The following is a 25,553-nucleotide window of genomic DNA, read 5'->3' on the forward strand; positions in this document are numbered from 1 at the left end:
CCCTATGCTGTGTCAAGGCGCGCTTGACACGGGCGCAGTGGCGGGACAGTTTCGGTTTATGTTCTTCACCTCTGACAACACCTCTGGCGTGCCAGCGCAAGTTCTGGACGGGCTGGCCCGTGCCAATGATGATTTTGCCGCAGGCTATGGCAATGACGCGGCCAGTCTGGCGCTGCGCGACCGCATTCGCAATGTGTTCGACGCCCCCGATGCGCAGGTCTTTCTGGTCGCCACCGGGTCTGCGGCAAATGCGCTGGCCATTGCCAGCCATTGCCCCCCTTGGGGCGCGGTATTTTGCCACGAATTGGCACATATCAACGTGGATGAATGCGGCGCGCCCGAATTTTTCACGAATGGTGCCAAACTGGTGCCGCTACAGGGCGCGCAGGCCAGAATAACGCCGCAAACGCTGGATCACGCGGTGATACGCGCAGGCAAGGGCGGCGTGCATCAGGTGCAGCCCGCAATGCTAAGCCTGACAAACCTGACGGAATGTGGCACCCGCTACAGCGCGACCGAATTAAGCGCGGTTTGTGCGCAGGCGCGCGCCCATCAGTTGCCGGTGCATCTGGACGGGGCGCGGTTCACCAATGCGCTGGTCACTGAGGGGTGCAGCCCCGCCGAATACAGCTGGCAGGCAGGTGTTGATGTGCTGTCGCTGGGTGGCACGAAAAACGGGTTGATGGGGGTCGAGGCGGTTGTGATGTTCAACCCCGCGCAGGCATGGGAATTCCAGCTGCGGCGCAAACGCGGCGGGCATCTTTTGTCCAAGAACCGCTATCTTGCAGCGCAGATGATGGCATGGCTGCAAGATGATCTGTGGCTGGACCTTGCAGCGCATGCCAACACGATGGCGGCACGGCTGGAAAACGGGCTGCGCACACACCCCGATGCGCGGGTCCTGTTTGAACGGGGCGGTAACATGCTGTTCGTGGAATTGCCACGCGCGGTTCATGCAAGGCTGCAAGCCGCTGGTGCGCAATATTTTCTTTGGCCGGATCATGCGACACTTGACGGCCCGCCGGACGAACCCGTTGCGGCAAGGCTGGTTTCATCATGGTCCACATCTGAAGACCATGTTGATGCGTTCCTGAAGGCGCTATCAGATATTTAATAATTAAAGCAATCACTTACGGTGATGTGCTAATGTTATTCCTTAGCATTCCAGTGCAACGCATTATTTTAATTCAATAACACAACATCACGGGCCGCAACGCCACAACCGCTGGCTGCGGCCCGAAAACATCAGTCAGCCTTGTGATGCCTTCAGTTGCAGCCTGCGTGCATGCAGCACAGGTTCGGTATAGCCCGAAGGTTGCGCGCGACCGTCAAACACCAGATCACACGCGGCCTGAAACGCTATTCCATCAAAACCAGGCGCCATTGGCGTATATGCGGCGTCATCTGCATTCTGGCGGTCGACCACTTCGGCCATACGCTTCATCGCATCCATCACGTCCGTATCTGACACCACACCATGATGCAGCCAGTTGGCCACATGCTGGCTGGAAATACGGCAGGTGGCGCGATCTTCCATCAGGCCCACATCGTTGATGTCGGGCACTTTCGAACACCCCACCCCCTGATCGATCCAGCGCACGACATATCCCAGAATGCCCTGTGCGTTGTTTTCAACCTCTCGGATGATCTGCTCGCGCGTCCATTTGCGGAAACTGGCCAGCGGAATGTCCAAAAGCGCCTCGACATGGGCGCGGCGGCCGCCTTTGGCCAGTTTTTCCTGAACCGCGCGCACATTGACCTGATGATAATGCAGCGCATGCAAGGTCGCGGCGGTGGGCGATGGCACCCATGCCGTGTTCGCGCCCGATTTCGGGTGCTCAAGCTTGGCTTCCAGCATACCTGCCATCTGGTCGGGCATGGCCCACATACCCTTGCCGATCTGCGCACGCCCCATCAGCCCGCATTCAAGGCCGATATCAACGTTGCGATCCTCATAGGCCTTGATCCAGCCTTTGCGCTTGATGAAATCCTTGCGCGAAAACGGACCCGCTTCCATGCTGGTGTGAATTTCGTCGCCTGTGCGGTCCAGAAAACCAGTGTTGATAAAGGCAATGCGGTTGCGCGCGGCGTGAATGCATTGCTGCAAATTGACAGACGTGCGGCGCTCTTCATCCATCACGCCCATCTTGATGGTGTTGGGCGCAAGGCCCAGCACGGTTTCAACCCGCGAAAAAATCTCATCGGCGAAGGCCACTTCTTCGGGGCCGTGCATTTTGGGTTTTACGATATAGACAGACCCTGTGGCCGAATTGCGCGGTCCATCCGTCTTGCGCAGGTCATGCAGGGCGCATAGCGTGGTGATCATGGCATCGATCAGCCCCTCGAACACTTCCTCGCCGTTCTTGTCCAAAATGGCGGGGTTGGTCATCAGGTGGCCTACATTGCGCACCCACAGGACTGCGCGCCCTTTCAACACTTTGGCGCTGCCATCGGGGGCCGTAATGTCCAGATCAGGGTTCAGGCGGCGGGTCATCGTGCGCCCGCCTTTTTGCAGATCGGCACTTAGATCACCCTTCATCAGGCCCAGCCAGTTGCCGTAAGCCTGCACCTTGTCGGCGGCATCGACACAGGCCACGGAATCTTCGCAATCCATGATCGCGGACAGTGCGGATTCTACGCGAATATCGGCCAGACACGCCTGATCGCGCCCGCCAATCGGGTGCGCGCGATTGAACACCAGTTCCACATGCAGCCCGTTATTGACCAGATACACCGCATCAGGCGCGCGCGGATCACCAAGATAGCCTGCAAATTTTTCCGGCGCTTCCAGCGGTTTACCATCGACCAGCAGCGCGCCGTTTTTGACATGATACAGCCGCGCATCGGCATGGCTGTGCCCCGCCAGTGGAAAGGCCGCATCCAGAAATACCCGCGCGCGCGCAATCACCCGCGCGCCATGTCCCTGCTCATACCCGCCGGCGGGGGGCGGTGTTCCCATCGCATCCGTGCCATAAAGCGCATCATACAGGCTGCCCCAGCGCGCATTGGCGGCATTCAGCGCATAGCGCGCATTGGTCACGGGGACCACAAGCTGTGCGCCCGCGATGGTGGCGATTTCAGGGTCGACATTTTCTGTGGCAATCTGGAACGGTGCCACTTCCGGCAGCAAATAGCCGATCTGTTCCAGAAACGCCTTGTAGGATGCAAGATCATGGGGCTGGTTGCGGTGCTGCACATGCCAGTCATCAATCTGGGTTTGCAAGCTTGCGCGCGTGTCCAGCAAGGCGCGGTTGCGCGGCGTCAGATCATGAACAAGGTCAGAAAACCCCTGCCAGAAGTCATCAGCGGAAATACCGGTTTCCGGCAGTGCCTGCTGTTCAAGAAATGCAGCAAGCTGTGCATCAACCTGCAAACCATGTCGCGCAACGCCTTGTGTCATATGCTTTGGTGTCCCTTGCTTTTGTCCATGCCACCGCAGCCGGTGACATCCGGTCATTCCCAGTGTGTTTGGCTAACCTTAATCGCTGGAAAATGCCAGACAAGGCCAAATTCTTCTTTATTCATTCAGGTTTATGAACAGGTTCTGATTGCTTTTCTTGATAAAACCGCCCGCCTGCCCCCTGCACATGCGTCCCGCGCTGCGTACCGCAACTGGTGAATATCTATAATGACAGCTTGAAGGTCAGTGCCATCTGCGGCACAACATCCCCATGTTGCTTATTCTTGCGCTGCTTGTGGCTTTTGCCGTGATACTGCTTTTGCGGCCGTGGGAAACCCGCGGCTGCCGGTGGCGCAGGGATGCTCGGAAACTGGCCGATGGGCGGGTTATGTTCACTTGCGCGGCATGTGGTGCGCAGACCGCCCTGCCAAAGGGACGCGAACCCAAGGAATGTCTGGCAGGAGAACAGCCATGAAAGCCCCCAAAGATGCCGATGCCCGCCGCGCTGTTGCGCCGGTGGTCTGCTACCCGAATGATACACTTTACAAGCCGCCGCTGGACACCTACCGCGCCGCGCGGGCCAAAGCTACGGAAACCAGCCGCGTGACAATTCCCCCGCGCGAGGCGCGCTGTTTCTACGTCACAGCGGGCAGTTTCTTTCGCATTTCCTGCCCCGAAGGCGCGCAGGTGGGGGATCTGAACCTGTTTGAAGCCCGCAATCTTGATGAGCATTTCTATTCCGGCAAGACCCGCGCCTTGCATGGCAGCCATATCAATGTCGGCGACAGGCTGTGGTCCTGCCTGCCCTATCTGCGCCCAATGGCGACCGTGCTGACCGACACGCTGGACTGGTATGGCGTTGATGACCATGGCGGGCGGGTGCATGACGTAATCGGCACGCGCTGCGACCCCTATACGCACCACTTGCTGACAGGGCAGGATTATCATCACACCTGCCATTCCAACCTGACGCGCGCATTGGCTACCCATCTGGACAAACCCCTGTCAGAGGCGGAGTTGCTGGTGCATGATGTGCTGAATGTCTTTATGTGCACAGGCTTCACACAAGATACCGGCCAGTATTTCATGAAGGCCAGCCCCGCGCGCAAGGGCGACTATATCGAGTTCTTTGCGGAAATCGACCTGCTTTGTGCGCTTTCTGCCTGTCCCGGCGGGGATTGCGGCACGCAACACAGTTCCGACAGCCCGCAATGCCACCCGCTGGACGTGACAGTATACGCCCCGCCCGCCGGTGCGCTGGACGGATGGTACAGCCCGTCGCATAACCGATACTCTCGCAGGCACAGCCACGACTGAAATACTATGGGCTGCGCGCGCGCGGCATATTGACCAGCGTGCGTTTCCCCTACATATCGTCACCTATGACAGAGCTTTCGCACATCCGCAATTTCTCCATCGTGGCGCATATCGACCACGGTAAATCCACGCTTGCTGACCGGTTGATCCAGTCCACCGGCACAGTATCCGACCGCGACATGAAAGAGCAGTTGCTCGACGCGATGGATATTGAACGCGAACGCGGGATAACCATCAAGGCCAACACTGTGCGCATTGATTATGTGGCACAGGACGGGCAGGCCTATGTGCTTAACCTGATCGACACACCCGGCCATGTCGATTTCGCCTATGAGGTCAGCCGGTCCATGCGCGCGGTCGAAGGCTCGCTTCTGGTGGTGGACGCATCCCAAGGGGTCGAGGCGCAGACATTGGCCAATGTCTACACAGCCCTTGATGCCGGTCATGAGATTGTGCCGGTTCTGAACAAGATCGACCTGCCCGCCGCCGAACCCGAACAGGTCAAGGCCCAGATCGAGGATGTGATCGGACTGGACGCTTCTGACGCGGTGCTGATTTCCGCCAAATCCGGCCTTGGCATTCCCGATGTGCTGGAAGCGATCGTCAAGCGCCTGCCTGCCCCCAAGGGCGAACGCAACGCGCCCCTGAAGGCGATGCTGGTGGACAGCTGGTATGATGCCTATCTGGGGGTTGTCGTGCTGTTCCGGGTCATGGACGGGGTTATCCGCAAGGGTGACAACATCAAGATGATGCAGACAGGCGCGAAATACGGCATCGACAAACTGGCCGTCCTCAAACCCGCCATGGTCGATGTGCCTGAACTTGGTCCCGGTGACATTGGCGTGTTCACAGCCAGCATCAAACAGGTGCGCGACACCAAAGTGGGCGACACCATCACCCATGAAAAGAAGGGCTGTGAAACACCCCTGCCGGGGTTCAAACCGTCGGTTCCGGTGGTGTTTTGCGGGTTGTTCCCTGTTGATTCCGCCGAATTCGACGATCTGCGCAACGCGGTCGAAAAGCTGGCGCTGAATGATGCGTCCTTCAGCTATGAAATGGAAAGTTCGGCCGCGCTGGGATTCGGGTTCCGCTGCGGGTTTCTGGGGCTGCTGCATCTGGAGGTTATCCGCGACCGGCTGGAGCGTGAATATGACATCGACCTGATCACCACGGCCCCGTCGGTGGTGTATCATGTGCATATGCGCGACGGGTCGGTGACGGAATTGCACAACCCCGCCGACATGCCCGATCTGACCCATGTGGACCATATCGAAGAGCCGCGCATCAAGGCCACGGTGCTGGTGCCCGATGACTACCTGGGCGATGTGCTGAAACTGTGTCAGGACCGTCGCGGCATCCAGCAGGAGCTGACCTATGCAGGCAGCCGCGCGATGGTGGTCTATGACCTGCCCCTGAACGAGGTGGTGTTTGATTTCTATGACCGCCTGAAATCCATCTCCAAGGGCTATGCGTCATTCGACTATGAAATCACCGGCTACCGGCAGGACAATCTTGTCAAGATGCAGGTGCTGGTCAATGATGAACCTGTAGACGCCCTGTCGATGATGGTGCACCGCGACCGCGCCGAAATGCGGGGCCGCGCCATGTGCGAGAAACTGAAAGAACTGATCCCCCGCCACATGTTCAAAATCCCCATTCAGGCGGCCATCGGCGGCAAGGTGATCGCGCGCGAAACACTGGCGGCTTTGCGCAAGGATGTGACGGCGAAATGCTATGGCGGCGACGTGACGCGCAAGAAAAAGCTGCTGGAAAAGCAGAAAGCCGGTAAGAAGAAAATGCGCCAGTTCGGGAAGGTGGAGATTCCGCAGCAGGCGTTTATTTCGGCGCTGAAGATGGATGGGTGAGGATGTTACTTTCAGAATGCTATTTTGGTGATGTTGAAGCGATTGACGAGGGAAATAACTTTCCTGATTATTTTCACTCGACATTTATTCTTCCAAGTTCATTTTCTGTTAACGCTTTAAACAACAAACGAAAGTATATAATTGTAGGTAGAAAAGGGTCAGGAAAAACAGCAGTCCAATTTTACCTTTCAGATAAACTAAAAGAGAGAGGATATTTGTGTCGATTCTTCTCGTTTCATAGTGATATTAAACCGAACGATTTTAATAGTGCTGGAAAAACCCAAAAAATAGACATCCTAGGAATAGGAAATCCTAAGAATATTTTCTTAAATTATGATTTTCGTGAAATTTGGACAAGAACATTTTTGGTAAAAATCGCTGAAGAACTAAAAACAAATTCACTTTCGTCACCATTTACGGATTTTGTTTTGGGTAAAAGGAATAAATTATCTTCAATATTTGAAGGTATATTAAAATCTGCTTCCGTTGAGGTGTCTTTAGATTTTTTGGGTTTGCCTGCGACGGTTGGATTTGATTTTTCAGGTTACCAAAATGGTGAAGTACCGCTTAGTGAGTTTATAAATGCTGCTTTGGAGCTTCTTAAAAAGTATCATGACACGCATCTTCTTTATTTGTTTGTTGATGAATTGGTTTTGTCAAGATTAGATGCGGCTGATGACGAAGTAAGGGTTCGCGCAGCGATGGTCCGAGATATTCTTCGATGCGCCAGAGAGCTCAATAATTTTTTTGTGAAATGGAAGATTGATTTTAATATAATCTGCGCTCTGCGACCTGAGATTCGAAATCTGTTAAACGATATGGATTCAGAGATTGGAAAGCTTGTTGACGGAAAAAGTGTTGACCTTGAGTGGGACATAAATGATGGAGAAGAGACCCTACTATACAGAGTTTTGTCCAAAAAGTAATTCACTCAAATCAGCCAGAAGTAATGAATTTTTCTGAATTTTGTGACAATTCTATAAGATTTGGAAATAAAAAAGTTTCTATTGAAAATTTCTTGAAAATAAATACTTGGGGACGACCTAGAGATGTTGTTCAGCTGCTAAACTCAATCGCCGATAAGAATCCAAACTCAACACGCATTGGGCAAGATGAAATTAAGAATGCACTAAACGAGTACTCACGGCGTGCTATAAATGAAATAAAAGATGAGATAAGTGTTCGACATGGAAAAGAGATAGCTCTCACTTTACGTCAAAGTGTACATAAACGACATTACAGTACCTTCGATGAATTTGACTCGAAGGTTCTAGCAAGATTTAGATTTAGTAACCAAACTACACTTAGAGATGATTTATTTCACTTTGGCGTAATTGGAAACTTTGATGACTCCTTTAGCAGTAGGCGCTACTATTGGTTCCACAGAGGGGAGGAGTTTCTCAAGACAGAGCTGGGAATATGTATTCACCCAGGTCTTTGGAATTATTTCAATATCCGATGATATTATTGGCTTTTACTTTCCAAGTATACAACAGGTATGGTAAATATATTTGAAGTTAGATAGGCCGGAATTAATCGAAGATTATACAATTCATTTTTGTACTTTTAATCTTATTAGGATTATAACTCATTGATATCTGCTTAACTTAGAGGTGGTGCTTTGGCTCATCACATCCTGTATGTGTTGCATGCAGTCAGTCGGTTATCCAATCGACATGCCAAGACCGCCATCTTCTCCCAATCCACCCAAATCTCTTGCCAAAATCCGCCACTTTCCCCTTGCGGCCCCTCCCCCACATCATTAAACGGGTCGACGGAGACGTGGCCGAGTGGTCGAAGGCGCTCCCCTGCTAAGGGAGTAGGCCCGGAAGGGTCTCGTGGGTTCGAATCCCATCGTCTCCGCCACCCGCCTTTGATTTCATTTATAGAATTGCCTTAACCGCGCCGCGCCTTATCGAAAGGCGACAACGGCGATCACGGACAGGGAAATCAGCGCGATGCCCAGGCCTTCGCGCGCGGTTATACGCTCTCCGAAAAACAGCACGGCTGCGAACAGCGAAAAGATCACCTCCACCTGCCCCACTGCGAAAACCAATGCGGCGTTTTCCAGCGTAAACGCCGTGAACCAGCACAAGCTGCCCGCCATTCCCGTCAAGCCCATCCAGACCGCAGTGCGCCGGGCCGCGATCACCTGCCCAAGCTGCCCGGGTTCGCGCCACATCAGCCACAGCGACAGGCCGGCCGCTTGCAGCAGGGTGACCACACACAGCGCAAGCGCCGCGCGCAGCAGCGGATCGTCGCTGGCGATTTCAAGTGTTGCCCCACGGTAGCCAACGGCCGAGATGGCAAAGAATGCGCCCGATGCCAGCCCCAGCACGGTCGCGCGGCTGCCAAGCCGCCGCCACCAGCGCCCTTGCAGGCCGGGTGTGTCCGACAGCAGCAACACCCCCACAAGCCCCAGCACGATAGCCCCCACCGCAGGCAGCGATATCCGGTCCCCCAGAATGACCAGCCCCACAACCGCCGTCTGGATGACCTCGGTTTTCTTGAAGGTTATTCCAACTGCGAAGTTACGCTCGGCAAACAGCGCCACAACGCACCATGTCGCCAGAATCTGGGCAAGCCCGCCGATACCGGCATAGACCCAGAACAGCGGCATATAATCCGGCACCCCCGCCCCCCTGATGCCCAGATAGCCAAGCGCAAGCACCATGATAAAGGGCGCAGAATAGAAAAACCGCGCCAGCGTTGCCCCGCCCGCGCTAAGCGCGCCCATACTCAGGTGCTTTTGCAGCATGAATCGCAAGGTCTGAAACGCAGCCGCCGCGATTGAAAGGGTGATCCACAATTCCATGCAGGTTTATTCCAGCTTATATGCGCGCTTATCCAGCAGCGGCGCGCCCGCGCCATAGGTGACCCGCATGGCCCGCATCGAATTGGGACGGTTGAGTTGCGCGACGTCAGACGTGCCGGGGGCGCGGGTTTGCTGCCGGTCCATTCCGTGACATGCGGTGCAATTCTCTGTGAACAGGGCTGCGCCATTGCCCCCCAAAACCAGCGCGTTCAGCGAAACAAGGCGTTGCATGGATTGTTGTGTCATATGCGCGGGGCCTTGAATGACGTGATCTGCATTACCAGCCCTATAGTGCGCGGCGGCGATGGAGGAAAGCGCCTATCGCCCTTGTTACAGCCCCAGATGAACGCGCGGTGCGATCAGCGCCGTCGGAGAGAATGCAGACGGGGTCTTCGTTTTCCTCTTGAAAGATTGCCACAGCTTGCGGGGTGCATTGCGGGCGCACCCGTGCGCCGTTGACCCAACAGCGTCTGCACATCCAGCCCGCGCAAATCACAGCCCGCGCGGGTGGTATTTTCGCATTGGCGCGACGGTGCAGTGTCGCAATGGGCAATATAGCCTGCCGGATTGCCACGCACCCCGCCCCAATTTAGTGCTGCCCAGCCGCCATAGGAAGACATCCTGTCAGCGTCGGTCATGCCGCCAAACGCGATGCCAGAATCGACAGCCCGGAAAAACCGAAATCACGGACATAACCGCCGGTAATATCTTCAGTGTTCCATGTGTCTGCTTCATCACACGTCACATCAAAGGGGTCCACCACCGCTTTGCTTGTGTCAGCTATCAAAAAAGCCTCGCTATGGCCCAAATAAGCACTGCAAATTCGATTATCGCTGGAGGAACTATCCACCAAATTACATGCATTTATCCCACTCCTTCGCACATACACACTTACGCAAAACGTAGTAGGAAACTGACAAGAATCAAAGCTTGATTTTGCCATTTATTGAAATTTTTTTGTTTAAAAACAAATACTAGGCAGGTTATCTGAAGACCCCTCACTTGTTATTATTGAGTCTTTGGAATCTTGCTTTCTGGATGTATTATTATTCATAATTAAGGACATATCGGATAATTAAGGACATATGGGATAATTAAGGACATATGGGATGGTGTGGTCCAATTTCCGCAAAGCTCCGCAGACCGCACCGGGCCGGAGCACGCCCTGACCTGCATGCTGGCGCGGCGCGTCAAGAACCTGCCGCACGAGAACCTGTTGGTTGTGCGTTTTTCGCACCCCGCACCCGCAGATTTGGCGCGGCACGGGCTTCAGCAACAACCGACCGCCGAAGGCACACGGCGTTCTTGCGCGTCAAAACCGGCTTACCCAAGGTGTGGTTGCGCCCGTCCCGTGCAGCCCATCGGCCAATACAGGAAAGTGCGCGTTGCCCCGCCGGGTGGAACTACAGAAATCGCAAAACGGCGTAGTTCAGGCTGGTCTGGATATGGCGACCAACATCAGAACCAACCCCTGCGCCCCAAACGGAACATGGCGACCCTGACGGCCGCCATGTTCTTTACTCAATTTTCACTCATACTCTGAAACAGGCGGCCTGACGGTTACTGTCAGAACGCCATCTTGAAACCGATGCTTCCCCCGATGCTGGAGGTCTTGTCGGCAAAGGCACCGTGGATTGACATGTCAAGGCTGGAACGCCCGGACAATGCGCTGGATACGCCTGCGGAAATTGTCCCAATCGTGGCCGTCGATGTGCCGTCGACCGTGATGCCGAAGGCGGTCACTTCGCGCTTGGCTTGCATCCAGTTGACGCCCGCCCTGATGAAGCCGCGGTTGACCTCATCAAGCTGATGCCAGTAGGCGACGCTTACGCCTGCGGTTGTCAACTGGCTTTTCGTGTCATCCACCTCGATGCCGACACTATCGGTAAATGATCCGCCATTCACCACGCCATGGGACAGGCCGACACGAAAATCGATGCTACCCGCAGCGCTGACAGGCGTAACATAGCCGATTGCTCCAAGGCCCGCATAACCGACCGACTTCTGGATCGCTGTAGAGCCGAAGATACCGTTCGACAGGTCTGATTTAGCCCAGCTTACTGCAACAACCCCGCTGGCATAGAACCCTGTAGGCGCAGCATAGCGCAGGTAGGCGCCTGCGGTCACGTTAGTGCTTTTGGATGCGCCGCTGCCCCAGGACAGATTGGCCCTGCCAAGACCGGCAAAAACCCCGCCAACCAGCTGACCACAGCTTAATCCGGTTAATTCGCCAAGGTCACGTTCGAACCCGAAGGTTATACCAGATGTATCGCCCTTGAAGCCGTTGCCCGAAGTGGTTGTGCCTCCTGCATGGACCCATACGTTGGATGCTTGGTCATTTTGACAGGCTTGGTCATTCACACCCCCGCCGCGTGCCGTGAATGCAGCCTTTTCCGTAATTTCACCCGCAGTCCCACCGCCAGAGCCACCCAGGCTGCCAAGGCCCGCAAAGGCTGCGCCTGCGCTGGCGATATTGATTGCTGTGGCTGCGGGGTCGGCCATATCCGCGCCACCATATGCACCCAGCGTTGCAGATGTGAAGTTCGGCGCCCACTGGTAGTAAAGCCCGCCATTGCCGTCATCTACCAGATAGAAGGCAGAAGCGGCGGCTTGGCGGGGTGCCGCGAAATTGTAGAAGCCCGAAGACACGATCCTGTCGCCTGGATCGGGCGCATCTATATTGACGCCGGTATAGACCAATGCAACCGACCCGACCAACCCTGACGGACCGCCGTTGATATGGTTCACGGCAACCTGCGTACCCGTGTCAGGGGTCGCTGTGCCGAAGACATGGATCGTATCCGCAGTGCCCAGCCCGTCATCCGAATTATCATGCCCGATCCCGGCATTGTTGCTTGCTTGCGCGTCAAAGTCGAAGGAAAGCAAAGCGCCTGCTTCGGTGCTGAAGTTCAGAACCCGCAGCGTATTCGTCGCCGCTGTGCCGAAGGTCATGTCAATATGCCCACCGTCGGTGGTCACGAAGTTATCCAGCCCAAGAAAAGTCGTCACCCCGTCGCGGATAAAGATGGTGCCCGCATTGTTGACTGTATCCGTGCCACGGAACGGGTTGTCGCCGGTAGCGGCATACCATTCGCCGCCTGCAAGGTTGTTGAACGTGAAAGAGCCGCCAGAATTGGAATGCAACCCGCCTGCAACAATGCCTTCATTGTTCACAATGGTCGATCCGGTCCAACCCCAGAAGGCAGCGCCGCTGGCGCTGGTCGGGCTAAGGTCATCCACGCTGTTGCGGATCAGACCGGCATTGTTCACGACTGCTGCCGCTTCGCCCGTACCCGATCCGGTCACAAGTCCGAAAAGCCGGCCTTGGACCGTCCCCGCCGAACCGATGTCGATCATGGTATCGCCTGTCCCGGTGGACAGCGAGTCGATACCAGTGGTGAATGTGGCATCGACTGTTGCGGTATCTACTGTAATTACAGTGTCACCGTCAGTCGCGCGGGTATAGATTCCGAAATCGTCCCCCGTCACGTCGTCGGAGATATTGATGGTCATTGTTCCGTCGCCAAAGACATAGGCTTCGATCCCGTCATCGCCGCCGGTAATCGCGCCATTGTCGGTAATCAGCACGTTGCCACCGGCGAATCCGCCGCTTACAAAAATTCCGTCAAGAGTGCTGTCGCTGTCGCCGATCTGTCCGATGCCCTGAATGATAATATCCGCGCCATAGCTGTTGTCGACAAAGATCGAGGTCGTGCCGCCGATGATCGCTTCAAAATCGCGGATTTGCAGCGTACCGGCTGCATTGGGCCAACCAAGGATCGAGACGCCGCGTACGGCACCTTCAACCGTGCCCGTCGACTGACCGTCGAGCAAAAGATCCGCAAGCGGGTGCCAAACTTCGACACCGTTCGAAAGTGTCGAAGTCAGCGAGCCGGATGAGGTTACCGTGATGTTGCCCTGCCCGGGAGTGATCGAGTTGCTGTCCAGAAATATCGCTTGGCTTGTGGCAGTGATGTCTTGCGTGGCCGTAACAGTAATATCTTGGGTCGAGTAAGCATAAACTCCGGTGCCCACGACTGGCGCGCCCGCTGCGCCAACGGGTGCGGTGTCGACATTGATGTCCACTTCCAAAAACCCGCCAGGAACCGAAATCCGGCCATCTGGCAGAACACAGGCAGGGCAATCCACCCCGTCAATCGCTGCGTCATTGGCAAAAGCCGCCACACCGACCGAGCCTGCGCCAATCCCGAGAAAAACCGAAGACAAGAGCGCGCCTCTATGCGACCGCATATGGGTCACCTGTCCCGGCAAGGCCATTTTTTTTACAAACACCATTTTTTAGGAGTCCTCTACTGCTTTATCTGGCCGTGAACCGGCAAAAAATGTTTAATGGAAAATTAACAAGATATAAAGCCCCGAGACATCAGATGTTGCAAAATTATCGTTTATATTCAATGATCTATAAGAATTACCAATGGACCTCCCCGCTGTTGATTTCAGGACCATTTGCCCTTGTGTTTTGAGATGTATTTTTTTAATAATTGAGGACATTTTCAGAAATGCAATTTCAAACATTTATCGATTTTAGTGCGAGTAACCTAACGGTGACAGGTGTTCCAAACTCCGTGCCCCCTTTCAACGAAGCGTATATCAGGTCGCATTCGATGATTGGATTTGTTGATCTTGTCAGGGGGCTGGGCCAAGACCCGTTGAACCTGATTGAAGAAGCCGGATTGCCGGTCGCATCACTGACAGATCAGGACCTGCTTATCCCTTACCGCCGTCACGCGCTGTTGCTGGAAATCGCCGCGCGCAGGCTGGAGCGTCCCGCGTTCGCGCTGGAATGGGCGTGCGCGGTCGCTCCACATTTCCACAACCTTGGGCCGCTTACACTGCTTGAGTATTTCACCTCGACCTTCCGGGAATGGATTGATCTTGGCATAAGATCGATTTCCTTCCATACCAACGGGTTCAATTTCCGTAAAATCCCGCAGACCGCGCGGGGCCAGACGACGTATCGGTATGCGTCCGACAGCTTCGTGCTGTCGTCGCGCCAGCAGACCGAGCATATCTTTGCGCTTACCTGCATGCTGGCGCGGCGCGTCACGAACCTGCCGCACGAGAACCCGTTGCTGGTGCGTTTTTCGCACTCCGCACCCGCGGATTTGGCGCCGCACCGGAAAATCTTCCGGTGCGAAATCGAATTTGATGCCAGTGTTGATGAGTTCGTTTTCTCAGACGCCCTTCTGGACGCCGGAACCAATGGAAATTTCAGCCTTTTGCAGCCACTGGTCAAACGGTTCGTGCGCTACAGAATTGATCATTCGCCACTATATGACCAATCCGCCCGAATGACGGTTGCCCTGACAATCCCCAGTGTTGTCGGCACAGGCAACTGTAGCATCGAATTCATCGCCGACGCTTTGGGACTCACTGTTAAACAGCTTCAGCGGCAACTGACCGCCGAAGGCACAAATTTCAGCGAAGTGCTGGACGAAGTGCGCCGAAATATGGCCATGCGACTGCTTACAGAATCCCATGCCCCGATCGAGCGCATCGGCGGGCTTCTCGACTACTCATCGACACCTGCTTTTTCACTTGCTTTCAAGCGTTGGGCCGGTGTCTCGCCATTACAGTATCGCAAGAAGGCGCTGACTGCCCTGCCAACGCGGTAAAGACGGCCCTAATGTTAGCCGGGGGGATTCACAGGAAAATTGCCGCAAATTCCGTGCACGGGCCATTGGGAACCAACCCTGACCAAAAGGGAATTATTGAAAATTAATTATATTATTTCATACATTTACGGCGAGAGTGGTAGGCCCGGAGGGACTCGAACCCCCAACCAAAGCGTTATGAGCGCTCTGCTCTAACCAATTGAGCTACAGGCCCGCCTGAACGTGTTGCTACGATCAATGGCTGCGCTGGTCAAGCACCCTATTGCATCCGGGATCGGTTGCCCTGATGCGCACAATCGGGTATCGCGCGCACAAAGATGTTCTGCTGCAAAGGGCTGCAATCATGTCAGAGGGAAAGAACGGGCTAAGCTATGCCCAGGCCGGTGTCGATATTGACGCGGGCAACGCATTGGTCGAGGCCATCAAGCCCGCAGCCAAGGCGACCGCGCGCGCAGGCGTCATGTCCGGCCTTGGCGGGTTCGGGGCGCTGTTCGACCTGAAAGCGGCAGGGTATAGCGACCCTGTGCTTGTGGCGGCAACCGACGGGGTGGGCACCAAGCTGCGCATCGCCATTGATACCGGCCATCTGGACACAATCGGGATCGATCTGGTGGCCATGTGCGTCAATGATCTGGTGTGTCAGGGGGCTGAACCCTTGTTCTTTCTGGATTATTTCGCCACCGGCAAGCTGGATGTGGCCGATGCAACGCGCATCATCACCGGCATTGCGGCGGGCTGTCAGAAATCGGGCTGCGCGTTAATCGGGGGCGAGACCGCCGAGATGCCGGGCATGTATGACGCCAAGGATTTCGATCTGGCCGGTTTTGCAGTGGGTGCCATGGAACGCGGCGGCGCATTGCCCGCAGGCGTTGACGCGGGCGATGTGTTGTTGGGGCTGGCATCCGACGGGGTGCATTCCAATGGCTACAGCCTTGTGCGCAAGGTGGTGGATCATGCCGGTCTGAACTGGGACAGCGCCGCGCCCTTTGGCGCAGGCACGCTGGGGGCGGAATTGCTGGCGCCCACGCGGCTCTATGTCAAACCCGCGCTTGCCGCGATCCGCGCAGGCGGGGTGCATGCGCTGGCCCATATCACCGGCGGCGGGCTGACCGAAAACCTGCCGCGCGTGCTGCCCGACAGCATGGGTGCGGATATCGATCTGGGCAGTTGGACATTGCCGCCAGTGTTCGCATGGCTGGCGGCAGCGGGCGGGATTACGCAGGATGAAATGCTGAAAACCTTTAATGCGGGTATCGGCATGGTGCTTGTTGTCGCCGCCGACCGTGCCGATGCGCTGACAGACGCGCTGACCCAGTCGGGCGAGAACGTGGCGCGTATCGGCACTGTCACCGACGGGGCCGGCATACGCTACAGCGGACAGCTTGCATGATCCTGCGCGTTGCGATCCTGATTTCAGGATCGGGGTCCAACATGGTGGCACTGGCGCAGTCCATGCGCGGCGACCACCCTGCCCGCCCCTGTCTGGTGCTGTCCAATGACCCTGCCGCAAGCGGGCTGGACAAGGCGCGCGACATGGGCATTGCAACGGCTGCGGTGGATCATCGCCCTTACGGCCTCGAACGCGCCGCGTTCGAGGCCGCGCTGCTGCGCCCCCTGCTGGATGCGCAGCCGGACCTGATTGCGCTGGCGGGGTTCATGCGCGTGCTGACGCCTGAATTCGTCGCGCAGTTTGAAGGGCGCATGCTGAACATCCACCCGTCACTTTTGCCGAAATACAAGGGCCTGAACACCCATGCCCGCGCGATTGAAGCAGGCGACACGGTGGCAGGCTGCACCGTGCATGAAGTGACAGCCGCACTGGATGACGGGCCAATTCTGGGGCAGGCGCATGTGCCTGTGCACCCCGATGACACGGCACAAACACTGGCCGCACGGGTGCTGCCGATGGAGCACCGCCTGTATCCTGCGGTTTTGCGGCGTGTGGCCATGGGCGATAGAAGCCTGCTTACGATTTCCTGACGCGCGTTGCACGAGGCGGGCGGCATGACGGGATCAAGTTGTGGCGGGTGTCTTCTTGGCCTTTTGCGGTCATTCGCGCTTGGACAAAGCCCGCGCCATCGGTGGGCCGGGGTCTGCCGATCCGGCGTTGGTGAAGTTCACTTTATGCAAGCTGCATACTCCTGTGCTCAAAGGCTTGGCGTGTTGCTGGCCAAATCGGCAGGCCGCGGGACGGCCCACCGATGGCGCGGCGGGCTTAAGCCCATGTTCCGCGCCTTGGGGCATTCCCAAGGTCTGCAAAGGCCATATTCGAACAGCACAAGGACAGCGCCGTCTGGCACCATCACCCGCCAGCACGCGCGCGAAATTCCGCCACTTCGCGTTCCAGCCGCCGCAGCGCTGCGCGCTCCAACCCAAGTTCCAACCGCAGATGCAGGATTTCGGACTGGTTGTTGCGCAATTCTGCGCGCTGTCCAGTGTCCTCGCCAGCCGCTAACCCTGCAAGAACCGCACTGTTTCTATCCTGCAAGCTGCTGATTTCATTCAATACGTTTTGCACCCGCGCGCGTTGCGCATGTTCGCGCAGCCCCAGCGCGTGCCCTTCATCAAACCCCGCGGCCAGTTCTGCGGGGCACAGGTTGCGGTTTATGCGCCCGCGCTGGCCTTGTTCCAACCCTGACAGGGGCGTGCAAAAACGCGGCAACCCCTGATCATATCCATGCTGCCATTCTGTGCGGTCCGGTGTCACATCCACTTTTGCACATTGGCGCTGGTGGCGTTCAAACTGCATGTCGGGCCGTTCCCCTGCCGCCCCGTCGCGCAAGCCAATAGCGTGCCAGTCCCCTTGCAGGCATTCCTCGCGGCTGATTGACGCGCAGGAGGCGAGAACCACCATTGCCGCAACTGTCAGGACCCGCGCTTTCATGGTTCAGCGTCCGGCTGTGCCAGATGCGCGGCATACAGCCCGACAGCCGCCGCATTCGACACATTCAACGACCCGAAATCTGCCGATGCAGGAATGCGCGCAATGTAATCGCAGGTGTCGCGGGTCTTGTCGCGCAGCCCCGGCCCCTCTGCCCCCAGAACCAGCCCGATGGGGCCGCGTGGCACCGCCGCCAATGTCTGGCCAAGGGTCAGCGGCCCGTCCCCGTCCAGCCCGATCATGACATAGCCCATATCCTTCAGGCTTTCCATTTCCTCTGCCAGATTGCGCACGCGCAGATATGGCTGGCGTTCCAGCGCGCCGCTGGCAGTTTTCGCCAAAGCGCCGGTTTCGGGTGCCGCATGGCGTTGGGTCGCAATGACCGCGCGCGCGCCGAACACTTCTGCCGAACGCAGGATCGCGCCCACATTATGCGGGTCGCTGACACGGTCCAGAACCACCACCAGACCGGCCCCGTCGACAGGGGCGCAGCGCGCAGCCGTATTCCCCCAATCCAGCGGGCGCACTTCCAGTGCGGCGCCTTGGTGCACGGAATCAGCCGCAATCGGGGCCGCAAACTTGCGCGCATCCGAGGTTTCAGGCGTCATGCCACTGGCGGCAATCGCATCTTCCAGCTTTTGCGCGGCATTCAATGTCACGACCAGCCGCAGCTTTTCGCGCATGGGGTTCATCAATGCATCACGCACCGCATGCAGGCCGAACAACCACAGCGATTCGTGTTTCGCCGCGCGCCGCGCCTTTTCCTTGTCGATGACCCAATCTGGCTTTTTCATGCCGCGCTCCTCAATCTGCCGCATCCGGCACCGGTTTTCAGCCTGACCATGCGCACCCCGTTGCGCGGGATCAACCCCCAAAGCACACCCCGAAGGATGGGCGCAAAATAATCTACCTTATAGCATAGTTTCGACCCTTGACGCTGGTTCGGGGCTTCGGTATCGAAGCGTCACATTAGGGCGACGAGCTGCAAGGTGCGGCAGCGGACTGTAACTCCGCCGGGGAGACCCACGCCTGGTTCGATTCCAGGGTCGCCCACCATTCCCCCAAAATTTCAGCAACACCAGTCCCGCAAGGGACGCCAGAATTTGGCGTGACGGCACATGGCGGGCGGTCATTTCCTGCCTTTGCTGCATGCCTGCACCTGCACTTCGGCCAACAGGGTTCCGGTTTTGGCCTGAAGTCTGGACCGCGCATTCACCGCAGATACAGCCACGAAGAATTTCATCCACTTGAGCACGCCAAATGTGCATTTTGTTCTTATTGGCGCGGGCAGATTGCATTAATTCCGGAATTTTGTTCTAAATCACCTTAGAAACAAGAGGCGCGCCATGCAGCATTTTCCGATCTACCTTGATACCGCACATGCAAATATCGCCGTCATCGGCAATGGAGAGGCGGCACTGGCAAAACTGCGTTTGTTGTTCAAGACGCAGGCGCGCATCACCGTATTTGCGCCCATGGCCGAACCGGAACTGGCGAAGGCCGTGCATGCGCAGGGTCACACACTGATACGCCACGCACCACAAGCGCAGGATCTGGCCGGTATGCGGCTGGTCTATTCTGCTACCGAAGATGATGCGCAGGATGCCGCGAATGCGACGCTTGCGCGTTCCGTTGGGGCGTTGGTCAATATTGTGGACAATCTGGGGGGCAGCGATTTCATTACCCCTGCGATTGTGGACCGTGACCCCGTGGTTGTGGCCATCGGCACCGAAGGGGCGGCGCCCGTTCTGGCCCGCGCCATCAAGAAAGATATGGAAGAACGCCTGCCCGCTGGTCTGGGCCGGCTGGCCCGCGTGGGCAAGGCCTTCCGCCCGCAGGCAGAAGCCCTGCCCCATGGCCGCGCGCGGCGCGATTTCTGGTCAGATTACTACCTGAAATCCGGCCCTGAACTGATGGCCAATGCCGATGATGCAACACTGCACGATGAATTGCAGGCATTGCTGCGCCGCCATCTGGCCAATACCGACCAAACCGGCCGTGTCGATCTGGTCGGTGCCGGTCCGGGCAATCCCGAACTGATGACCCTGCGCGCGCGCCGTTTGCTGGACCGTGCCGATGTGGTCATTCATGACCGGTTGGTGACAGGTGATGTTCTGGAACTTGCGCGGCGCGAGGCGGTGTTCATTGCTGTGGGCAAGGAAGGGTTCGGCCCCTCCACCCCGCAAGACGATATTAACGCGCTGATGGTGGAACACGCCCGCAAGGGGGCGCATGTTGTGCGGCTGAAAGGGGGCGACGCAGCCATTTTTGCCCGCCTTGACGAAGAAACCGAGGCACTGGATGCGGCGGGTATTGATTGGGGGGTGACACCCGGCATCACTGCGGCAAGTGCGGCCAGTGCCGCGATTGGCCGCAGCCTGACACGGCGCGGGCGCAACACCGACCTGCATATCCTGACCGCCCATGACAAGGACGGGATCGCGGATCTGGACTGCGCTGCGCTGGCGCGCCCCGATACGGTCGCCGCCATCTATATGGGCAAACGCGCGGCACGCGTCATTCAGGGGCGCTTGCTGATGCAAGGGGCTGCCCCCGCCACACCGGTCACACTGGTCGAGAATGCCTCTCACCCCGAGCAAACCGTCACCCCGTGCCGTCTGGACACGCTTGCGCAGACTGTCACCAGCTGCCGTGGCCCTGTTGTCATGCTGCTGGGTCTGACACCGGCGCGCGCTACTGCCGTTTTGCCACAACTAGCCGAAGTGACTGCCTGATATGACACAAGCAACCCCCGTAAAAGTCGTGACTGCCAATTCGCTGATCGAAGGCGACGTTGTCTGGCTGGCGAAGGATGGCAGCTGGACGGATAGTTTGCAAAGCGCAAATGCCTTTACCGACAAGGCCGACGCGCAAACCGCGCTGGAACAGGCCAACCTACGGCAGAACGAGGTTGTGGGCTGTTATCTTGCAGATATGCGCCTTGGCCCGACAGGTCTGGAACCTGCGCATTTCCGCGAGGATTTCCGCCGTCGTGGCCCCTCCAACTATGCCCATGGCAAGCAATCGCAAGGATAAGCATCATGTATCAGTATGATGAGTTTGACCGCGCCTTTATCGCGGAACGCAACCGCCAGTTCCGCGCACAGGTGGACCGCCGCATTGATGGTAGCCTGACCGAAGAAGAATTCCGGCCCCTGCGGCTGATGAATGGCCTGTATCTGCAATTGCATGCCTATATGCTGCGCGTGGCCATTCCCTATGGCACGCTGAATTCCGCACAACTGCGCCAGCTTGCCATGATTGCCACGCGCTGGGACAAGGGCTATGGCCATTTCACCACGCGCCAGAACATCCAGTATAACTGGCCGCGCCTGACCGATGTGCCCGATATTCTGGACGCGCTGGCCGAAGTGGGGCTGCACGCCATCCAGACATCGGGCAACACCATCCGCAATGTCACATCGGACCAGTTCGCCGCCGCCGCCGCGGATGAGATTGAAGACCCCCGCCCCTATGCCGAACTGATCCGCCAGTGGTCGACAGACCACCCTGAATTCCAGTTCCTGCCGCGCAAGTTCAAGATCGCCATCACCGGCAGCCCGAATGACCGCGCAGTCACCAAAGCGCATGATATCGGGCTGCGCATGGTGCGGCAAAATGGGGAAACCGGGTTCGAGGTCATCGTTGGGGGTGGCCTTGGGCGCACGCCCATGATTGGCAAGGTGATCCGTGATTTTGTGCCCGTGGCGGACCTGCTGCCCTATCTGGAAGCAATCGTTGGCACCTATAACCTGCTGGGGCGGCGCGACAACAAATACAAGGCCCGCATCAAGATCACTGTGCATGAAAACGGGCTGGAAAAAGTGCGCGATCTGGTGGAAGCGCAATTCCGCAAAATTGCCCCGCAATTTGATGCGGGTGCAACGGCCCAACATCTGGCGCAGCTGAAACAGCAGTTTGCGGCACCCGATCTGCCGCCGCGCGATGACCAGCGCTATCATGACGCGCGCCGCATTGATGGTGTTTTCCGGGCATGGGCCGACACCAACCTGCACCCGCACCGCGCGGCAGGCTACAGCATTGTCACCATCAGCCTGAAGCCACATGGCGGCACACCGGGGGACGCGACAGATGCGCAAATGACCCTGATTGCCGATCTGGCCGACCGCTACGCATTGGGTGAAATTCGTGTCAGCCATGAACAGAACCTTGTCCTGCCACATGTCGCGCTTGACGATCTGCCGGCGCTGCACCAAGCGCTGCGGGCGGCGGGGCTTGCAACGGCCAATGTCGGGCTGGCATCTGACATCATCGCCTGCCCCGGCATGGATTACTGTGCGCTTGCGACCGCGCGGTCCATTCCCGTGGCGCAGGAAATCGCGCAGCATGTCGACGCGCTGAAACTGGAACATGACATAGGCCCGCTGAAGATCAAGATATCGGGCTGCATCAATGCCTGCGGGCATCACCATGTTGGCCATATCGGCATTCTGGGGCTGGACCGCGCGGGCGTTGAAAACTACCAGATCACCCTTGGCGGGGACGGGTCCGAGGATGCGGTCATCGGCACGCGCACCGGACCTGGGTTCGCCTATGACCAGATTGTCCCTGCGGTGGAACGTATCCTGCGCGCCTATCTTGATTTGCGCCGCGACCGCAGCGAGACCTTCTTGCAGGCCTATCGCCGCCTGGGTGCCGACCCGTTCAAGGCGGCGCTCTATCATACGGAGCAAGAAGATGCCGCATGAAGAGCTTTCGGCCCTGAACACGCGCTTCGCGGATGATGCCACGGCGGGCTTGCGCTTCGCGTTGTCCGGCGCGCTGGGGCGTGTGGCGCTGGTTTCCAGCTTCGGCGCGGAATCGGCGGTGTTGCTGCATATGGTGTCACGCATCGCACCCGATACGCCTGTGGTGTTCATAGATTCCCTGATGCTGTTTCCCGAAACCCTGTCCTATCAGCGGGAACTGGCGGCGCGACTGGACTTGCGCGACTTGCGCACCATCACCCCAGACAGGAACACATTGTTCCAGCGCGATCCCGATAATCTGCTGCACCGGTCCAACCCGGACGCATGCTGCGCCTTGCGCAAGGCGCAACCACTGGAACAGGCCCTGCGCGGTTTTGACGGCTGGATTACGGGCCGCAAGCAGTTTCAGGGAACGACACGCAGCCATTTGCAGATGTTCGAACGCGATGACACGCATCTGAAAATCAACCCGCTGGCAGCATGGAAGCCCGCAGACCTTGCGGATTACATGACCCGCTTTGATCTGCCGCGTCACCCGCTGGTGTCCCAGGGTTATCTGTCGATTGGCTGCGCCCCTTGCACAGCGCCTGTGGCACAGGGTGAAGAACCGCGCGCAGGACGCTGGCGCGGACAAGACAAAGTTGAATGTGGCATCCATATCGCAAATGGCCGCGTTATCAGAAGGCAGGCATCATGACTGTAATTGTGACTGACACAGGGTTCGGACCGGACACATTTTCGGGCATCTGGACAGACCTTGCACCCGACGCCGATGACGGCGCGTTTCAGGACGCGGTCGCGCAGCAGCAGGCAATCCGCATTCAGTTTCCCGCCTTCAGCGACGGGCGCGGCTTCACGCTTGCTGCGCGCGCGCGGCGCATGGGGTTCACGGGGCGGCTGCGTGCGCAAGGGCATGTCATTGCCGATCAATATGCGATGGCGCGCCGGTCCGGCTTTGACGAAGTTGAAATCAGCGACGATCTGGCCGCACGACAGCCGGAAGCACAGTGGCTGGCCCGCGCCAACTGGCGCGCGCATGATTACCGCAGCGCCTTGCGCCGCACCGGCTGAAACGGCAAAGCCGTGATATAGTGAAAAGGCCCCGAATTTCTTCGGGGCCTTTTTGTATCAGATAGTGATCGCAGAAGTGATTATTTGCGATCTTTCAGGGCTGCGCCCAAAATGTCGCCCAGCGATGCGCCTGCATCGGAAGACCCAAATTGTTCCACAGCTTCTTTTTCTTCCGCGATTTCGCGTGCCTTGATCGACAGGCCAATGCGGCGGGTCTTGCTGTCCACAGATGTGACACGCGCATCGATCTTGTCGCCGACCTGGAAACGCTCCGGGCGCTGGTCTGCACGCTCAAGGGCCAGATCCGAACGGCGGATGAAGGATTTCATGCCGTTGAACTCAACCTCGACGCCGCCTTCTTCAATCGCGCTGACGGTGCAGGTCAGGATTGTCCCGCGCTTCACACCTTCGACCGCATCAGAGAAGCTGTCGTTTTCCAGTGCCTTGATCGACAAGGAGATACGCTCTTTCTCGACATCGACATCGGCCACAACCGCCTGAACTGTGTCGCCTTTGCGGAAGTTCTGGATCGCTTCTTCGCCGCGCTGGTCCCAGCTGATGTCGGACAGGTGAACCATGCCGTCGATATCGCCTTCCAGACCCACAAACAGACCGAATTCGGTGATGTTCTTGATCTCGCCTTCGATCTCGGTTCCGGCAGGGTGGGTTTCGGCAAACACTTCCCACGGGTTGCGCAGGGTTTGCTTCAGGCCCAAAGACACGCGGCGCTTGTCGCCGTCGATTTCCAGAACCATGACATCGACTTCCTGGCTGGTCGAGACGATCTTGCCGGGATGCACGTTTTTCTTGGTCCAGCTCATTTCGGAAACATGGACCAGACCTTCGACACCGGCTTCCAGTTCAACAAATGCACCGTAATCGGTGATGTTGGTCACACGGCCCTGATGCACCGAATTCAGCGGGTATTTCGCGCCGACCGAATCCCATGGATCGGCTTGCAGCTGCTTGATGCCCAGACTGATGCGGTGGGTTTCCTTGTTGATCTTGATGACCTGCACCTTGATCGTTTCACCGATGGTGACAACTTCCGACGGGTGGTTGACGCGGCGCCATGCCATGTCGGTGACGTGCAGCAGCCCGTCAACACCGCCCAGATCGACGAACGCACCATATTCGGTGATGTTCTTGACCACACCATCTGCAATCTGGCCTTCGGCCAGCTTGGCGATGACTTCGGCGCGCTGTTCGGCGCGGCTTTCTTCCAGAATCGCGCGGCGCGACACAACGATGTTGCCACGACGACGGTCCATTTTCAGGATCTGGAACGGCTGCTTCAGACCCATCAGCGGGCCTGCATCGCGCACGGGGCGCACATCAACCTGAGAGCCGGGCAGGAACGCAACAGCGCCGCCCAGATCAACCGTGAAGCCACCTTTGACGCGGCCAAAGATCGCGCCTTCGACACGGTCCTGATCGGCATAGGCTTTTTCCAGGCGGTCCCAAGCCGCTTCGCGGCGGGCTTTTTCGCGGCTGATGACAGCTTCGCCACGGGCGTTTTCAACACGCTCCAGGAAAACTTCGACATCATCGCCAACTGCCACTTGCGGGGCTTCGCCGGGGCTTGCAAATTCTTTCAGTTCGACGCGGCCTTCCATCTTGTAGCCTACGTCGATAATGGCCTGACCTGCCTCGATGGCGATCACACGGCCTGTGACAACACTGCCTTCGGCAGGTGTGTCCATTTCGAGGCTTTCAGCGAGCATTGCCTCGAAGTCTTCCATGGTTGCTTTAGCGCACATTCAGATATGGTTCCTTTTTCATCATGTTTCTGGCCTGACGGTTGACTCCGCCGGTCTATGGACTGGGATCACGAAAACCGCATAAAGGTTCACCCGGAA

Annotated in this window: 21 protein-coding genes and 3 tRNA genes; 15 read left to right on the forward strand and 9 right to left on the reverse strand. The window is 57.5% G+C overall.

What is annotated here, in order from left to right:
* Nucleotides 1-4: 4 nt before the first annotated feature.
* Entirely contained in the window at nt 5-1,114 is a 1,110-nt protein-coding gene (locus P8S53_RS10245) for a low specificity L-threonine aldolase (protein WP_277803872.1), read from the forward strand.
* Between the two features lie 135 nt (nt 1,115-1,249).
* Here P8S53_RS10245 and P8S53_RS10250 read toward each other — a convergent pair whose 3' ends face one another.
* A complete protein-coding gene (locus P8S53_RS10250) occupies nt 1,250-3,400 on the reverse strand; it encodes a malate synthase G (RefSeq protein ID WP_277803873.1) in 2,151 nt (716 codons plus the stop codon).
* Between the two features lie 471 nt (nt 3,401-3,871).
* Between P8S53_RS10250 and P8S53_RS10255 the strand changes: the two genes are divergently transcribed.
* From P8S53_RS10255 to P8S53_RS10275, 5 genes are all read left to right on the forward strand, one after another.
* Nucleotides 3,872-4,717: a DUF1989 domain-containing protein gene (locus P8S53_RS10255; RefSeq protein WP_277803874.1), complete on the forward strand. Its 846-nt coding sequence runs from the start codon at nt 3,872-3,874 to the stop codon at nt 4,715-4,717.
* Nucleotides 4,718-4,782: 65 nt separating this feature from the next.
* On the forward strand, nt 4,783-6,582 hold the full coding sequence (lepA, locus tag P8S53_RS10260; protein ID WP_277803875.1) for a translation elongation factor 4: 1,800 nt from the start codon (nt 4,783-4,785) through the stop codon (nt 6,580-6,582).
* A 2-nt stretch (nt 6,583-6,584) separates the two neighbouring features.
* Nucleotides 6,585-7,508, forward strand: coding sequence for a P-loop ATPase, Sll1717 family (locus P8S53_RS10265; protein ID WP_277803876.1), 924 nt, complete (start codon nt 6,585-6,587; stop codon nt 7,506-7,508).
* A gap of 23 nt (nt 7,509-7,531) precedes the next feature.
* A complete protein-coding gene (locus tag P8S53_RS10270) occupies nt 7,532-8,044 on the forward strand; it encodes a P-loop ATPase, Sll1717 family (RefSeq protein ID WP_277803877.1) in 513 nt (170 codons plus the stop codon).
* A gap of 314 nt (nt 8,045-8,358) precedes the next feature.
* A tRNA-Ser gene (locus P8S53_RS10275) sits at nt 8,359-8,448 on the forward strand.
* Between the two features lie 46 nt (nt 8,449-8,494).
* Here P8S53_RS10275 and P8S53_RS10280 read toward each other — a convergent pair.
* The 4 genes from P8S53_RS10280 to P8S53_RS10295 all read right to left on the reverse strand — a co-directional run bounded on the left by P8S53_RS10280 (nt 8,495) and on the right by P8S53_RS10295 (nt 13,693).
* The gene (locus P8S53_RS10280; RefSeq protein ID WP_277803878.1) at nt 8,495-9,397 is read right to left on the reverse strand and encodes an EamA family transporter; all 903 of its coding nucleotides are present in this window, start codon (nt 9,395-9,397) and stop codon (nt 8,495-8,497) included.
* Between the two features lie 6 nt (nt 9,398-9,403).
* Nucleotides 9,404-9,643, reverse strand: a complete 240-nt coding sequence (locus tag P8S53_RS10285) for a c-type cytochrome (RefSeq protein WP_277803879.1) — start codon at nt 9,641-9,643, stop codon at nt 9,404-9,406.
* Nucleotides 9,644-10,031: 388 nt separating this feature from the next.
* Nucleotides 10,032-10,340 carry a hypothetical protein gene (locus P8S53_RS10290; RefSeq protein ID WP_277803880.1) on the reverse strand — a complete coding sequence of 103 codons (309 nt, stop codon included), beginning with the start codon at nt 10,338-10,340 and terminating at the stop codon, nt 10,032-10,034.
* A gap of 623 nt (nt 10,341-10,963) precedes the next feature.
* Nucleotides 10,964-13,693 (reverse strand): autotransporter domain-containing protein, encoded by a 2,730-nt coding sequence (locus P8S53_RS10295; RefSeq protein WP_277803881.1) that lies wholly within the window; start codon nt 13,691-13,693, stop codon nt 10,964-10,966.
* A gap of 329 nt (nt 13,694-14,022) precedes the next feature.
* On the opposite strand from P8S53_RS10295, the gene P8S53_RS10300 reads away from it, so the two are divergent.
* Nucleotides 14,023-15,033 carry an AraC family transcriptional regulator gene (locus P8S53_RS10300; protein WP_277803882.1) on the forward strand — a complete coding sequence of 337 codons (1,011 nt, stop codon included), beginning with the start codon at nt 14,023-14,025 and terminating at the stop codon, nt 15,031-15,033.
* A 137-nt stretch (nt 15,034-15,170) separates the two neighbouring features.
* Here P8S53_RS10300 and P8S53_RS10305 read toward each other — a convergent pair.
* A tRNA-Ile gene (locus tag P8S53_RS10305) sits at nt 15,171-15,247 on the reverse strand.
* A 129-nt stretch (nt 15,248-15,376) separates the two neighbouring features.
* Here P8S53_RS10305 and purM point away from each other — a divergent pair.
* Both purM and purN read left to right on the forward strand, forming a co-directional pair.
* The gene (gene purM, locus P8S53_RS10310) at nt 15,377-16,423 is read left to right on the forward strand and encodes a phosphoribosylformylglycinamidine cyclo-ligase (RefSeq protein WP_277803883.1); all 1,047 of its coding nucleotides are present in this window, start codon (nt 15,377-15,379) and stop codon (nt 16,421-16,423) included.
* On the forward strand, nt 16,420-17,013 hold the full coding sequence (gene purN, locus P8S53_RS10315) for a phosphoribosylglycinamide formyltransferase (RefSeq protein WP_277803884.1): 594 nt from the start codon (nt 16,420-16,422) through the stop codon (nt 17,011-17,013). The genes purM and purN overlap by 4 nt, the downstream gene beginning before the upstream one ends.
* A 322-nt stretch (nt 17,014-17,335) precedes the next feature.
* On the opposite strand, the gene P8S53_RS10320 is transcribed toward purN, so the two are convergent.
* Both P8S53_RS10320 and rlmB read right to left on the reverse strand, forming a co-directional pair.
* On the reverse strand, nt 17,336-17,917 hold the full coding sequence (locus P8S53_RS10320) for a DUF2799 domain-containing protein (RefSeq protein ID WP_277803885.1): 582 nt from the start codon (nt 17,915-17,917) through the stop codon (nt 17,336-17,338).
* Nucleotides 17,914-18,708: a 23S rRNA (guanosine(2251)-2'-O)-methyltransferase RlmB gene (rlmB, locus tag P8S53_RS10325; protein WP_277803886.1), complete on the reverse strand. Its 795-nt coding sequence runs from the start codon at nt 18,706-18,708 to the stop codon at nt 17,914-17,916. Before rlmB ends, P8S53_RS10320 begins: the two co-directional genes overlap by 4 nt.
* Nucleotides 18,709-18,886: 178 nt before the next feature.
* On the opposite strand from rlmB, the gene P8S53_RS10330 reads away from it, so the two are divergent.
* From P8S53_RS10330 to P8S53_RS10355, 6 genes are all read left to right on the forward strand, one after another.
* Nucleotides 18,887-18,970: transfer RNA gene (locus P8S53_RS10330), tRNA-Tyr, on the forward strand.
* Nucleotides 18,971-19,260: 290 nt separating this feature from the next.
* On the forward strand, nt 19,261-20,649 hold the full coding sequence (gene cysG / locus P8S53_RS10335) for a siroheme synthase CysG (RefSeq protein ID WP_277803887.1): 1,389 nt from the start codon (nt 19,261-19,263) through the stop codon (nt 20,647-20,649).
* A 1-nt stretch (nt 20,650) separates the two neighbouring features.
* The gene (locus P8S53_RS10340; RefSeq protein ID WP_277803888.1) at nt 20,651-20,950 is read left to right on the forward strand and encodes a DUF2849 domain-containing protein; all 300 of its coding nucleotides are present in this window, start codon (nt 20,651-20,653) and stop codon (nt 20,948-20,950) included.
* A 5-nt stretch (nt 20,951-20,955) separates the two neighbouring features.
* A complete protein-coding gene (locus tag P8S53_RS10345) occupies nt 20,956-22,623 on the forward strand; it encodes a nitrite/sulfite reductase (protein ID WP_277803889.1) in 1,668 nt (555 codons plus the stop codon).
* A complete protein-coding gene (locus P8S53_RS10350; protein WP_277803890.1) occupies nt 22,613-23,320 on the forward strand; it encodes a phosphoadenylyl-sulfate reductase in 708 nt (235 codons plus the stop codon). Before P8S53_RS10345 ends, P8S53_RS10350 begins: the two co-directional genes overlap by 11 nt.
* Complete coding sequence (locus tag P8S53_RS10355; protein ID WP_277803891.1) at nt 23,317-23,694, forward strand: DUF934 domain-containing protein; 378 nt, start codon at nt 23,317-23,319, stop codon at nt 23,692-23,694. The genes P8S53_RS10350 and P8S53_RS10355 overlap by 4 nt, the downstream gene beginning before the upstream one ends.
* Before the next feature lie 80 nt (nt 23,695-23,774).
* Here the strand turns inward: P8S53_RS10355 and rpsA are convergent, their stop codons facing one another.
* On the reverse strand, nt 23,775-25,454 hold the full coding sequence (rpsA, locus tag P8S53_RS10360; protein WP_277803892.1) for a 30S ribosomal protein S1: 1,680 nt from the start codon (nt 25,452-25,454) through the stop codon (nt 23,775-23,777).
* Between the last annotated feature and the right edge of the window lie 99 nt (nt 25,455-25,553).

The sequence above is a fragment of the Roseinatronobacter sp. S2 genome, from assembly GCF_029581395.1.
Taxonomy (GTDB): domain Bacteria; phylum Pseudomonadota; class Alphaproteobacteria; order Rhodobacterales; family Rhodobacteraceae; genus Roseinatronobacter.